This window comes from Rhodococcus sp. H36-A4 (genome assembly GCF_027158005.1).
Classification (GTDB): Bacteria; Actinomycetota; Actinomycetes; order Mycobacteriales; family Mycobacteriaceae; genus Rhodococcoides.
On sequence record NZ_JAPVLQ010000002.1, the window covers coordinates 525326 to 538426 of the forward strand.

The 13101-nt window shown below is 61.7% G+C and carries 11 protein-coding genes; 6 read left to right on the top strand and 5 right to left on the bottom strand.

The features are described from left to right. Positions 1 to 8: 8 nt before the first annotated feature. Positions 9 to 908, top strand: coding sequence for a LysR family transcriptional regulator (locus O1W68_RS07380; protein ID WP_269302284.1), 900 nt, complete (start codon positions 9 to 11; stop codon positions 906 to 908). A 38-nt stretch (positions 909 to 946) separates the two neighbouring features. On the opposite strand, the gene O1W68_RS07385 is transcribed toward O1W68_RS07380, so the two are convergent. Then, the gene (locus O1W68_RS07385; protein WP_442972295.1) at positions 947 to 1339 is read right to left on the bottom strand and encodes an SHOCT domain-containing protein; all 393 of its coding nucleotides are present in this window, start codon (positions 1337 to 1339) and stop codon (positions 947 to 949) included. 153 nt (positions 1340 to 1492) lie between these two features. Between O1W68_RS07385 and O1W68_RS07390 the strand changes: the two genes are divergently transcribed. Both O1W68_RS07390 and O1W68_RS07395 read left to right on the top strand, forming a co-directional pair. Further along, entirely contained in the window at positions 1493 to 1924 is a 432-nt protein-coding gene (locus tag O1W68_RS07390; protein WP_269302287.1) for a DUF6325 family protein, read from the top strand. A gap of 9 nt (positions 1925 to 1933) precedes the next feature. Then, positions 1934 to 2230 (top strand): SHOCT domain-containing protein, encoded by a 297-nt coding sequence (locus O1W68_RS07395; protein WP_269302288.1) that lies wholly within the window; start codon positions 1934 to 1936, stop codon positions 2228 to 2230. A 74-nt stretch (positions 2231 to 2304) separates the two neighbouring features. On the opposite strand, the gene leuA is transcribed toward O1W68_RS07395, so the two are convergent. The 3 genes from leuA to O1W68_RS07410 form a co-directional block, all read right to left on the bottom strand. Further along, positions 2305 to 4110, bottom strand: coding sequence for a 2-isopropylmalate synthase (gene leuA, locus O1W68_RS07400; protein WP_269302290.1), 1806 nt, complete (start codon positions 4108 to 4110; stop codon positions 2305 to 2307). A gap of 176 nt (positions 4111 to 4286) precedes the next feature. Beyond that, a complete protein-coding gene (locus O1W68_RS07405; protein ID WP_269302292.1) occupies positions 4287 to 4520 on the bottom strand; it encodes a hypothetical protein in 234 nt (77 codons plus the stop codon). Between the two features lie 111 nt (positions 4521 to 4631). Further along, positions 4632 to 7163 (bottom strand): LuxR C-terminal-related transcriptional regulator, encoded by a 2532-nt coding sequence (locus tag O1W68_RS07410; RefSeq protein ID WP_269302293.1) that lies wholly within the window; start codon positions 7161 to 7163, stop codon positions 4632 to 4634. Positions 7164 to 7670: 507 nt separating this feature from the next. Between O1W68_RS07410 and O1W68_RS07415 the strand changes: the two genes are divergently transcribed. Beyond that, complete coding sequence (locus O1W68_RS07415) at positions 7671 to 8936, top strand: aspartate kinase (RefSeq protein WP_269302294.1); 1266 nt, start codon at positions 7671 to 7673, stop codon at positions 8934 to 8936. Positions 8937 to 8941: 5 nt separating this feature from the next. After that, positions 8942 to 9964 (top strand): aspartate-semialdehyde dehydrogenase, encoded by a 1023-nt coding sequence (locus tag O1W68_RS07420; protein ID WP_269302295.1) that lies wholly within the window; start codon positions 8942 to 8944, stop codon positions 9962 to 9964. Between the two features lie 63 nt (positions 9965 to 10027). Here O1W68_RS07420 and O1W68_RS07425 read toward each other — a convergent pair whose 3' ends face one another. Beyond that, entirely contained in the window at positions 10028 to 11104 is a 1077-nt protein-coding gene (locus O1W68_RS07425) for an ABC transporter ATP-binding protein (RefSeq protein ID WP_269302297.1), read from the bottom strand. Between the two features lie 155 nt (positions 11105 to 11259). On the opposite strand from O1W68_RS07425, the gene O1W68_RS07430 reads away from it, so the two are divergent. Then, complete coding sequence (locus O1W68_RS07430; RefSeq protein ID WP_269302298.1) at positions 11260 to 13074, top strand: multicopper oxidase family protein; 1815 nt, start codon at positions 11260 to 11262, stop codon at positions 13072 to 13074. Positions 13075 to 13101 lie beyond the last annotated feature (27 nt).

The window sequence follows — 13101 nt, forward strand, 5'->3', positions numbered from 1 at the left end:
TTTGCTTCATGAATGTCGAGCGCTTGCGGATCCTGCGGGAGCTGGCCGACCGCGGGACGGTCGCGGCAGCGGCTTCGGCGCTGTCCTTGACGCCGTCGGCGGTGTCCCAGCAGCTCAAGTTGCTTGCCAAAGAAGCCGGCGTGACGTTGTTGGAACCCGACGGCCGAAGGCTGCGATTGACCGACGCCGGGCATGCGCTCGTGCTGCGCGCTGACGAGGTCGTGTCAGCGTTGGACAGGGCCGCCGCAGAGATGGCCTCGTACGGCAACTCCCCGCGTGGACGCGTGCGTGTCGCGCTGTTTCCTTCGGGCGCGGCGCTACTGCTTCCTGGTGTGCTGGACAGATTGAGCGAGAGCGGGACCCGCGTCGACGCCAGCGACGAGGACCTCCCCGCATCTTCCGTGCCGACGCTTCTTGCGGACTATGACGTCGTCTTGACTCATCGTGATGACGTTGCCCCGGCGACTGCGGCAATGCGCATCGAAGTCGTGCCGCTGATGCGTGAACCGATCGATCTGGTTTTGCCGCCGGATCATGCACTGGCAGGGCAGGATTCGGTAGATCTGCGCCAGCTGGCGGAAGAGCGCTGGATAAGCGTGCGCGGTGGCTTCCCGGTTGACGACGTATTGCTGTCGGTCGCGGCGGCTACCGGAGTGCAACCGCGAGTCGTGCAGCGCATCAATGATTTTCGGGTGACAGAGGAGCTCGTAGCTCGTGGTCACGGCGTCGCGCTGATGCCACGTTTTGCGGTGGTGCATCCGCTGCTTGTTCGACTGCCGTTGAAGGGTGTGAAGGCCGGGCGGATCTACGAACTCGCAACGAGGCCGGGAGCACACAGGCTTCCGGCCGTCGCCGCGGTCATCGAGGCTTTTCGTGCGGAGGCTTCGCAGGTGAGCGGAAATGCATGACGTGCCATACATTTCCGCTCAGATGCGAAGAAATCTGCCTACTGTAGTGCCTTGGCCTTCAGCTGCGAGAATTCCTCATCGGTGATGGTTCCACTGTCGAGAAGTGCCTTGGCGTGTGCAATCTCCTCGGCGGAGGTGCGCCCAGCGACCTGCTTGATGTACTGCTCTTGTTCGTCCCTCGCGTGCTGCATGGCCGACACCTGACGCTTGGTCATATCGCCACCCTTGGCGATCAGGTAGATCAGCGCCGTGATGAACGGTGCCACGATCAGGAAGAAGACCCAAATGGCCTTCACCCATCCAGAGCTCTTGTGATCCCTGAACAAGTCTCCGATGATCGAGAACAGCACCATGAGATAGGCGATGAATGCGAAGCTGACGATGATCAGCCAGAGGAAATCCCAGAACGAATCCACGATTCGATACTCCATTTCGAGTAAGAGCAATTCCTGACGACAGAAATTGGTGCGGGTCTTGCGACTCAGTGTCGCACTTGCCTTCGAGCAAGATCATCATCCGAAACAGGTGAATTCACCCGTGTCGGATGATGCCGTCGTCGATGAATGCAAGGAAATATCGTTTCGATGAGTGAGACGGTGTTCGATATAGGGCCGGTTGGCCTGTTGGTCATGACATTTCCCGGTGATCGGGCAAATCCCAAGGTGGTCGAGGCGCTACAAAGCGCGATCGCCCAAGGCTCGGTGTCGCTTCTCGATCTGGTGTTCATCGGACGAAGACCGGACGGAACTTACCGTCAGGTCGATGTCGACGAGAAGCTCGAAGACGTGGGTCTCGAGATCCTCTCGCTCGAAGCCAAGGCATTGATCAGCGATGAGGATCTCGACGTCGTGCGTGAGTCCCTCGAACCGGGGACTTCCGCCGCAGTTCTCGTCTACGAGCAGACCTGGGCCCGAACCTTCGCTAACGCATCGCGCGCGGCAGGTGGCGAAGTCGCACTGCACGTTCAAATTCCACGGGAAACAGTCGAGATCGCGCTCGCTGCAGCGCTGGTATAGGAGAAATACATGGTATTCGGACGAGGACGCGTCGGCAGACCGGGACTACTCGGAACGGTAGCCCGCACCGCTGTCGTCGCGGGGACGGCGAACGCGACGTCCAACGCGATGAATCGCCGCAGACAATCGCGCGAGGAGCAACAACAGGCACCACCGCCACCACCGCCACCCATAGCTGCACCCGCATCTGCACCTCCAGCCGAGGACGACCTCGTCGGCCAGATCCAGAAGTTGGCCGCGCTGCGCGATGCAGGGGTGCTCGACGAGAACGAGTTCGCGGCAGCGAAAGCAAAGCTCCTCGCCTGATCCCCGGGGGTGGTGGAACCACACGGGCCCCTCTCCGCGTTGGCGGAGAAGGGCCCGAGTGATCTTCTAGCGAGTTACTTCAGAGCGCGATTGACCGCGGAAACGAGCGCTCGCAACGATGCAGTTGTAATCGACGTCGCGATACCAGCACCCCACACTGTCACAGCAGTACCGGAGGGACCGGTGACCGAGGCCTCGACGTAGGCAGCCGCCTGGGCATCGTCACCAGCCGACATCGCGTGCTCGGAGTAGTCCAGGACGCTGATGTCGTAATCGATCGTCGACAGCGCGTCGACGAATGCGGCAAGGGGCCCGTTGCCGGAGCCGGTGATGTCCTGCTCGACGCCGTCGAGCAGAATCGTCGCGACGATGTTGTCGGTCCCGCCGTCCGTCTCGGCCGCGATGACGCGCTGCTTGATGCGCTCGAGCGGACGCACCGGACTCAGGTATTCCTCGGCGAAGACATCCCACATTTCCTTCGGGGACACCTCGCCGCCCTCGCCGTCGGTAATGCGTTGAACAGCCTGCGAGAACTCGATCTGCAGCCGCCGTGGCAGCGCGAGACCGTGATCGGACTTCATGATGTAGGCGACGCCGCCCTTGCCGGACTGCGAGTTCACGCGAATGACGGCTTCGTAGGTGCGGCCTACGTCTTTCGGATCGATCGGCAGGTAGGGGACCTGCCAGGTGATCTCGCCGACATCCGAGTCCTGTTCGTCAGCGGACACTTTCATCGCGTCCAGGCCCTTGTTGATGGCGTCCTGGTGGCTTCCTGAAAATGCCGTGTACACCAGGTCTCCACCGTACGGGTGACGCTCGTGGACGGGGAGTTGGTTGCAGTACTCGACTGTTCGACGCACCTCGTCGATGTTCGAGAAGTCGATCTGCGGATCGACGCCGCGGGTGAACAGGTTCAGACCCAGCGTCACCAGGCATACGTTGCCGGTTCGCTCACCGTTGCCGAAGAGACATCCTTCGATACGGTCCGCGCCTGCCTGGTAGCCGAGCTCGGCAGCGGCCACGCCGGTCCCGCGATCGTTGTGCGGGTGCAGTGACAGAATCACGCTGTCACGGCGATCGAGATTTCGGCTCATCCACTCGATCGAGTCCGCGTACACGTTCGGCGTGGCCATCTCCACCGTGGCAGGCAGATTCAGAATGATGGGCTTGGCTGGTGAAGGATCGATGACGTCGACTACGGCGTCACAGACCTCTTTGGCGTAGGCGAGCTCGGTACCGGTGTAGGACTCCGGGGAGTACTCGAATCGCCAGTCGGTGTCCGGGTACTTCTTGGATTCCTCGAGGCATTTACGTGCACCGTCGGTGGCGATCTTCTTGATCGTGTCGCGCTCCGCACGAAACACCACACGACGTTGCAGAATCGACGTCGAATTGTAGAAATGCACGATGACGTTCTGTGCACCTTCGCACGCGAGAAATGTGCGCTCGATGAGCTCCGGTCGGCACTGCGTCAGAACTTGAATCGTCACATCGTCGGGAATGGCACCGTCTTCGATGATCTCGCGAACGAAGTCGAAATCGGTCTGGCTCGCCGAGGGGAATCCGACCTCGATCTGCTTGTAGCCCATACGGACCAGCAGGTCGAACATACGTCGCTTGCGTGCCGGACTCATCGGGTCGATGAGCGCTTGATTGCCATCCCGCAGGTCGACCGCGCACCACTGCGGGGTCCGGTCCGTCACCTTGTCCGGCCACGTGCGGTCGGGGAGGGTAATCGGCTCGACCTCCTCGGCGAACGGCAGATACCGGTACGTCGGCATCGAGGAATTCTTCTGGGTGTTCCACGCCGGCTGGTCGCTGGGAGCGGGCCGCGAAGGAGGGGTAATCGTTCTCGAGGTGAATGCGTCGGCTGGTGACATTGGCTCAATCTCCGAAGTTACTGGCTGAAATGGTTATCGACCGGCGCGAAAAACCCCGCGACGGGAAGCCAGTCTGATTCAGACCCCGTCGCGGCGATCGAGGAGGAGCGCACGCTGCATGAATAGGAGTGTACTACCGCGAGCGCAATCCTCGTGCCGGGGTCAGCAAGGAAAGTTCAATCGGGAAGTCTTCGCAACTCGACGACGGTCAGTCCCAACGCGTCGAAACGCGCAAGCATCCCGCGCAAGGCGGTCTCGTCGTCCACCGGGCCGAACAGCCGTGTGAACGGCATCGGGACTTCGGTGGTGGCGAGATCCGGGAAGGCAGCCTGCGCACGTTCGGACAGCTCACCCTCGACGAGGAATTCGTACCGAACTCTGCGGGTGTTGGTATCGGCGGGCTGAGCCATGGTGCTGCTCCTTCGAGGTCCGCTGCTGGCGTTATTACCAGGTTCCGCGCCCCCGGCCGTCGCGGCATCACCCGCAGATGGTGAACCCGCGCCATGTCTTCGAGCGGCGAATCACAGCAGACCGAGCTCGTGCGCTGCGGCAATCGCGTCGCGGCGCGATCTGACCTCGAGCTTGCGGTAGATGCCGCGTAAATGCGTCTTGACGGTGTTGACGGACACGAAGTGGTCGGACGCGATTTGCTCGGCAGTACGCCAGGACGGCAGCTCGCGGAGCAATTCCAGTTCGCGGCGGGTCAGTGCCCCCGACATCTTCGACTCGGCCGCAGCAGGATGCCTCGGCACGACTTCGCGGGCACGATCTGCAAATGGTTCGAGAAGACCGAACCGTCCGCGATTGTGGGTGAGAATATCCCGCACGGTGGCGCCACCCTCGGCGAACGGCAGCAGTATCGCCTCGGGTTCGGCCTCGGCAAGAGCGCGGCACACGAGCTCGAATGCGCGTGCTGGATTGCGTCGTGCCAGTGCGACGTTTGCGGCAGCGATCGTGGCGCGGATGGTGGTCGTGAAGCTGGCGCATCGAAGCTGACCGCCGAGAATTGCCGACAGTTCGGTGTCTGCGGCCTCGAAGCGTCCGTGCACGCGGTGGATCTCGGCGGACAACAGGGCAACCTCGCCGACCTTGCCGAGCCGTCGCCTCGTGACGGTTACCAGCTCGGTGGCCCAGAGGGTCTCGCCCGCCGTCAGATATCGACGCTGGACCATCGGCGCCAGCAGTGCCTCGTAGGCAGGAATGACCGGGTGAACCGACTCGATCCACTCACGGCCAGCGGCGCACACCTCCTCGACAGTTCCGTTCATCACGAGAGCCGCGCGCTTGCCGTACTGCGCGACGGCGGAATCAGCGGATCGACCGATGCTCGACCACACATCCTCCGGTGCCACGGGCGTCGGAGTCATCCGGATATGGGCAACGAGAAGTTCGAGCGATTCGGCGACCGAGAAGAGCGGAGTATTGGTCAGTGCGTGCAGGCGTGCGTAAGTGACGGCGCGCTGGCCACGGGCAATGGCCTCGGTCAATCTTCCGGTGAGAAAGCAGATCCCGGCCGAGGTCACCAGGCAGGTCGTGGCAACCGTCGGGAGATTTCCAGCTCGACCGTTCGCAACTGCGTCCTCGAGGCAACGCTGCGCCTCGGTGTTTCGACCGAGATGCAACTCGGCGAGTCCGGCGATCAGCAGCGCGTAGGAATCGAGTTCGGGCGAACCGGATTCGCCGAGCTCCACCTCTCGCAAGCGCCCCAAAGTGTCCTCGATGTCCTTGCCGACTTGCACTGCCGCGTGAACCTCTAGAGTTCGACGCAGGATTTCGAGATCGAAGCGCGCAAGCTCGTCGACTGGCCTGCGCCGTAGCGCCGTCAGCGTCGAGATTGCCGGTGCGACACTCCCGGCGGCCAGTAGTGCTGCTGCGCTGATCAACTGAACGATCTCGTGCTTACGTACCGAAGACGGGCTGTCGTCGATGGCGATCAGAATTTCCGAAGCATTGCCGCGAAGCACGAGTCCGAGACCGGATGTGCCGAGGATGTCGAGAATCGATCTCGAATCACCAGCGTGCACGCTGTGCTGCAAAGCCTGCAGTGGCTGTCGATAGTCGTTGAACCACGAGGATGCGACGCGCTCGAGGCTTCTGATCTGCCCGGCGCCGAGACGACAAATTTCGGCACGAAGATAAGCACGCATCAGCGGGTGATATCGGTAGGTGGGTTCGGATCCGGGGATCTGATCGATGAGAAAGTTCTTCGCCAGCAGGTGATCGATAGTGGCCTGCGCACTCCCGACGCCGGTCAACTTCTCGGCGAGATCGGTTGTGAACCATTCGGGTACGGAGGTTTCGATCAGGAATGTACGAGCATCATCGGGTAATCCGGCCAAGATCTCGTTCACGAGGTAGTCGGCGACCGTGTGCTGTGTTCCGGTGAAACCGTCGATGAGTTCGGGTGAATTTGCGCCACCGCTCAGCGTCATCGCAGCCAGCCTCAGGCCCGCTGCCCACCCCTCGGTTCGCTTCATGAGCTTTGTCAGATCATCTCGGGCAAGGGCGATTCCGGATCGCTCGAACATCTCCGACGCTTCATCGGTGGTGAATGCCAAGTCTGCTGCGGAGATATCGTGGACGAGTCCGTCGAGTCGCGGTTTCTGCAGTGCGAGTGGGGGTTCGAATCGTCCAGCGAGGATGATTCGGAGATTGCACGGCGGCCAATGCAGAAATGTTCCCAGAAGTGCCAGGACTTCACGGTTGTGCAAGAGGTGGGCGTCGTCGAATATCAGGCAGATCTGTGCGTCGACGCTTTCGATGGCCTCGACCCGCAGTGCACTGAACTCCGAGTAGGACGGATCGGTTACGGACGGAAGGGATCCGACAGCAGAAGCGAGGTGGGGCGATCCGCACTGGGCGAGTGCCGAGACTACGCACGCTCTGAGCACGGCCACGTCGTTGTCGGATTCGTCGATGGTGATCCACGCTAGGAGGGTGTCGTCTTCGGCGTCGATCGTATGGACCCAATCGACGAGCAGGGTCGTTTTGCCTGAACCGGCGGGCGCCGTGATCACTGCGATGGGGCTGCGGTCACCCGTCGGTTCGAGCATGGTCAGCAGGCGCTGTCTCCGAATCGTGGCGCCGGATCTCTGTGGTTTTCGGCTTCGCACTCTCGGTGCGGCGCAATGCAGCGTATTCATATACGACCGTCTCCCGACGAAAAGGCCACACGGAGGTTTGCTGGACGCGTCGATAATATTGCACTCGACGTGTTCTTGTGCGATGAAAAGCGATATTCGGTACTAACCGGTATGTTCTAGGCCTTTTGTGGGTGTGGCGTGTCTTTTTGTGGGTAGCGGTACTGAATACGTCGAATGATAAAAGCGGAATTTGCCGCCGTGCGGTCTTCTTGGTCGAAATGGTGTGTGTGCCCCATTTGTCGCGAATGTCACGACTTGTCCGGTGACCAGCCCACCCGCACCACGTCGCCGCAGGTGGAGGGCTCCGACGGGCCCTCCCCGGAACACCCAAGGCTGCTGGCGACGGCATACCTCGGTAAGGTGGCGGGGCCAGATGCACCACAAACACACACTGAAATGCACCGGAGGTACACACGCGTGGCTCTCATCGTCCAGAAGTACGGTGGATCGTCGGTGGGATCCGCCGAACGTATCCGACGCGTCGCTGAACGAATCGTCGAGACCAAGAAAGCCGGCAACGACGTCGTCGTCGTGGTCTCCGCCATGGGCGACACAACCGACGAACTGCTCGACCTCGCCAAGCAGGTGTGCCCGGCCCCACCCGCCCGTGAAATGGACATGCTGCTCACCTCGGGTGAGCGAATTTCCAACGCACTGGTCGCGATGGCTATCCACTCCCTCGGCGCCGAGGCTCGTTCCTTCACCGGATCGCAGGCGGGCGTCGTGACTACCAGCGTGCACGGCAACGCCAAGATCATCGACGTGACACCAGGTCGTGTCCGCGACGCACTCGACGAAGGTGCGATCGTGCTCGTCGCCGGATTCCAAGGCGTCAGCCAGGACAGCAAGGACGTCACGACACTCGGCCGAGGTGGTTCCGACACCACTGCCGTCGCACTCGCCGCAGCGCTGAATGCCGACGTCTGCGAGATCTACACCGACGTCGACGGCATCTTCACCGCCGATCCGCGCATCGTTCCCAACGCCCGCCACCTGAGCGCAGTCTCGTTCGAAGAGATGCTCGAAATGGCGGCATGCGGCGCCAAGGTGCTCATGCTGCGATGCGTCGAATATGCCCGTCGATACAACGTTCCCGTACATGTTCGGTCGTCGTACACCACGAAACCCGGAACAATCGTCTCCGGATCTATGGAGGACATTCCAGTGGAAGAAGCCATTCTCACCGGCGTCGCACACGATCGCAGTGAAGCGAAGGTCACCGTCGTCGGTCTGTCCGATGCACCTGGCTACGCAGCCAAGGTCTTTCGCGCCGTCGCCGATGCCGAGATCAACATCGACATGGTGTTGCAGAACGTATCCAAGATCGACACCGGCAAGACCGACATCACCTTCACCTGCCCGAAGTCCGACGGCCCGCGGGCAGTGGAGATGTTGACCAAGCTGCAGGGTGAGATCGGCTTCGCTCAGGTGCTCTACGACGATCTCATCGGCAAGGTCTCGCTCGTCGGCGCAGGCATGAAGACCCACCCCGGTGTTACTGCGACGTTCTGTGAAGCGCTCGCCGACGCCGGCATCAATATCGATTTGATCAGCACCTCGGAGATCCGTATCTCGGTATTGGTCAGTGACACCCAACTCGACGAGGCTGTACGCGTACTACACGCTGCCTTCGAGCTTGGCAGCGACGAAGAAGCTGTCGTGCACGGCGGAACAGGACGGTAGAAAAGATGACAACAGTCGCAGTAGTGGGCGCGACCGGTCAGGTCGGTGCTGTCATTCGAACCTTGTTGGAGGAACGCAACTTTCCCGCAGACACGGTGCGGTTCTTCGCCTCGGCGCGATCCGCGGGCAAGAAGCTGCCGTTCCGTGGGGAGGAGATCGTCGTGGAGGACGCGTCGACGGCCGATCTCGCAGGTATCGACATCGCACTGTTCTCTGCCGGCGCCACGCTCTCACGTGCGCAGGCACCACGGTTCGCCGCAGCAGGTGCAGTCGTCATCGACAACTCTTCGGCATTCCGTAAGGACCCCGAGGTGCCGCTCGTCGTCAGCGAAGTCAACCCAGAGGAAGCGAAGAACCCTCCGAAGGGCATCATCGCCAACCCGAACTGCACCACCATGGCCGCGATGCCCGTCCTGAAGGTTCTGCACGACGAAGCGGGCCTTCGACGCCTCATCGTCAGCAGCTACCAGGCAGTGTCGGGCAGTGGGCTTGCAGGCGTCGAAGAACTCGCCACGCAGGCACGCGCCGTCATCGGTGACGTCGAGAAGCTGGTGCACGACGGATCTTCGGTGGACTTCCCGGCTCCGAACAACTACGTAGCGCCGATCGCGTTCAATGTTCTTCCGCTGGCCGGAGCGCTGGTGGACGACGGATCAGGCGAGACCGACGAGGACCAGAAGCTGCGTAACGAATCGCGGAAGATCCTCGGACTCCCGGACCTGCTGGTCAGTGGCACCTGCGTGCGCGTCCCTGTGTTCACTGGGCACTCACTGTCGATCAACGCAGAGTTCGCGAACCCGCTCTCGGTGGAACGTGCTCGTGAGCTTCTCTCAGCGGCACCGGGTGTGACGTTGGTGGATGTGCCGACGCCGTTGCAGGCTGCAGGCAAGGACGATTCCCTCGTCGGGCGTATCCGGCAGGACCCGGGCGCTCCCGAAGGCCGTGGACTCGCGCTGTTCGTGTCGAGCGATAATCTTCGTAAGGGTGCTGCGCTCAACACCATTCAGATTGCGGAGCTGCTGGTCTAGATCTACCCGATCTGCCTCCCGGTTGTGCGATCGAGCACAACCGGGAAGCGGATCGCAATGGGCTCAGCCCAGGCGGTGGCCGTCGCCAGATGCGTCGAACAGATGCGCATGAGCCTCGTCGAACCGGACGTGCACGACCTGGCCCTTCTGTGGTGGATCACGCCAGTCGGCGCGCGCGACAATCGTCTGCGTCCGGCCATTGATATCAGCGCGACCGAACACGAACGCTTCCGAGCCGAGTTCCTCGACGATGTCGATCTCGAGCTTCACTCCCGAGTCTGCGATCTGCACGTGTTCGGGCCTGATCCCGAACACGACCTCCGCCCCGGATGACGCCGCAAGGGCCTCGCGCTGAACCGGAATGACTTGATCACCGATCTGCACCCCGCCGTAGGTAATCGGCAGCGTGAACAGATTCATCGACGGCGAACCCATGAAACCCGCGACGAACACGTTGACCGGGGTCCGGTACAGCTCGCGCGGTGAAGCGCACTGCTGCAGCACTCCACCCTTCAAGACTGCGACGCGGTCTCCCATCGTCATCGCTTCCACCTGATCGTGCGTCACATAGACCGTGGTGGTGGCCAACCGCCGTTGCAGTTGTGCGATCTGGGTACGTGTCTGTACCCGCAACTTCGCGTCGAGGTTGGACAGGGGTTCGTCCATGAGAAATACCTGTGGTTGACGCACGATGGCGCGCCCCATGGCAACTCGCTGCCGTTGACCACCGGAGAGTGCCTTCGGCTTCCGGTCGAGGTAGTCCTCCAGGTCGAGCAGCCTCGCAGCCTCGAGCACTCGCGTGTTGATCTCTTCCTTGCTCGCCTTCGCAAGCTTGAGCGCGAAGCCCATGTTCTCGGCGACGCTCATGTGCGGATAGAGCGCGTAGTTCTGGAACACCATCGCGATGTCACGATCCTTCGGCTCGGCGTTGGTGACGTCCTTGCCTCCGATGAGGATCCGTCCGCTGTTCACTTCTTCGAGACCAGCAAGCATGCGGAGCGAGGTGGACTTGCCGCAACCGGATGGGCCGACGAGGACGAGGAACTCGCCGTCCTCTATCTCGAGGTCCAGTGCGTCCACCGCAGGCGCATCCGAGCCCGGGAAAAGCCTGCTCGCGCGATCGAACGTAATCGATGCCATGTTCTGTGAAATCCCTCCACCGGCAGGAACGTGCCGGACGATCCGAGTGTGGGGTATCGACGGGTGCCGACGAAGGAACATAGTATGGGCGCGGTCACACTGGTGGGCGGGAGGGTAGCCCGCGGCATGACACGGCACGGGCGAAGGGTGTGGATGTGGACGGTATTTCGCGCAGGTCGGTCCTTCGGAGTCTCGCTCTGGTTGCTGCCGTTGCCGGGGGTGCAGCGCTGCCGTCGAGTTCGGTAGCTCGGCGGGCTTTTGCCGACGATATCTTCGGCGGCCATAGCCCATTGCTGTTCCATTCGCCCACGCTTGCACCGTTTCGTGACGAGTTGCCGAGGCTGCCGGTTGTCGGGGGTTCGCAGGTGTCGCTCGATGCGCGGAGTGCGATGCATTCTTTCCATGCTGATCTCCCGGCCGGTCCGACCTTCGGATACGGCGAACTGGATTATCTGGGCCCGACCATCGAGTCCGTGCAGGGTCAGCCGTGGACGTTGTACTACACCAATCGCACCGAAGGCAATCCGCTTGCGGCCGATGTGGATACTTCGCTGCACGGGATGAGCGAGCAGGACCGGCACATGACTCCGACGTCGCTGCATCTGCATGGGAGTATCACTCCACCCGACAGTGACGGCAACTCCGAGATGCTCGTCCGTCCGGGTGAATCTCTCACTCATAGGTTTCCGGGGCTCAACGAAGCTGCCGGGTTGTGGTACCACGATCACGCGATGTCGATGACGCGCATCAATGTCTATGCGGGTCTGGTTGGAGTGAATCTGGTTCGGGATCAATTCGATTCGGGCCTCGCCGACAACTCTCTGGGTTTGCCGTCCGGTGAGTTCGAAGTGCCGTTGGTGCTGCAGGAAAAGATCATGAATCCTGACGGCAGTATGAGCATCAGATCCAATATCACTGTCCCCCAGGAAAAATGGGAAGGTGGCGCGACCGGAGACGTCGGCGTCGTCAACGGGAAGATCTGGCCGACGATGGAAGTGGCACGGGGGCTGTACCGCTTCCGCATCGTCAATGCCGGCTCCTACAGTGTGTGGAATCTGTTCTTCGGCAACAGGATGCGGTTCTGGGTGATCGGGAACGACGGCGGGCTTCTCGATGCGCCGGTGCAGACCGACAGTATTCGACTGGCGCCGGCCGAACGGGTCGATGTGTTGGTCGATTTCGGCTCGCTGGCACCCGGCGAACTGGTCGAGCTCCGCAACGACGAGCCGCCACCCGCCCAGGCTGCATCGTTGGGAGCGGTGCCGATGCCGTTGTTCTGCCAGTTCAGGGTGGCATCGGGCCGAGGATATGTCGGTGACGTCATGACGATGTATCGCGGAGGCAAGGGTCAGCCACCATTGCTCCCGATGGTTCCTACGGCCCAGGTTCAGCGGACGGTGACCGTCAATCAGCCTTCGGCAGGGTTGTCGTTGGCACCGCCGATGATGACGCTCAACAATCTTCGCTACAGCGACCCGGATATCGAGATGCCGACGCAGGGCGTCGTCGAACAGTGGAACATCGTCAACACCACCCTCGAACCCCACCCGATTCACCTGCATCTGGTGCACTTTCGCACGCTCGGCCGAGCGCCGGTGGATCTGACGGCGTACATGCGAGACAGCCCGCGTCCGGACGTCGGCGTCAAGTGGGCACCCGACGTCGAGCGATATGTGACCGGGCCGCTGTCTCCGCCGGCCGCATGGGAGTCGGGCGCGAAGGACACCGTCAACACCTATCCGGGGACCGTCACGCGAATTCTGGTGCGATTCCCCACGGCCGACGAGCTCGGATTCGATCCCGATGCAACTTTTGCCGGTCCTGCGCCTGTGCTCGATGGCGGCCATGCAGGTCACGAGGCTGGCGGTGGGCAGGCGAGCTCGACCGAGCTGCAGGGTTACATGTGGCACTGTCACATGCTCGATCATGAGGATCACGAGATGATGCTGCGTTACCGACTATGTGCCTAGTCGTGAAAGCGGAATGAACTCACGAAA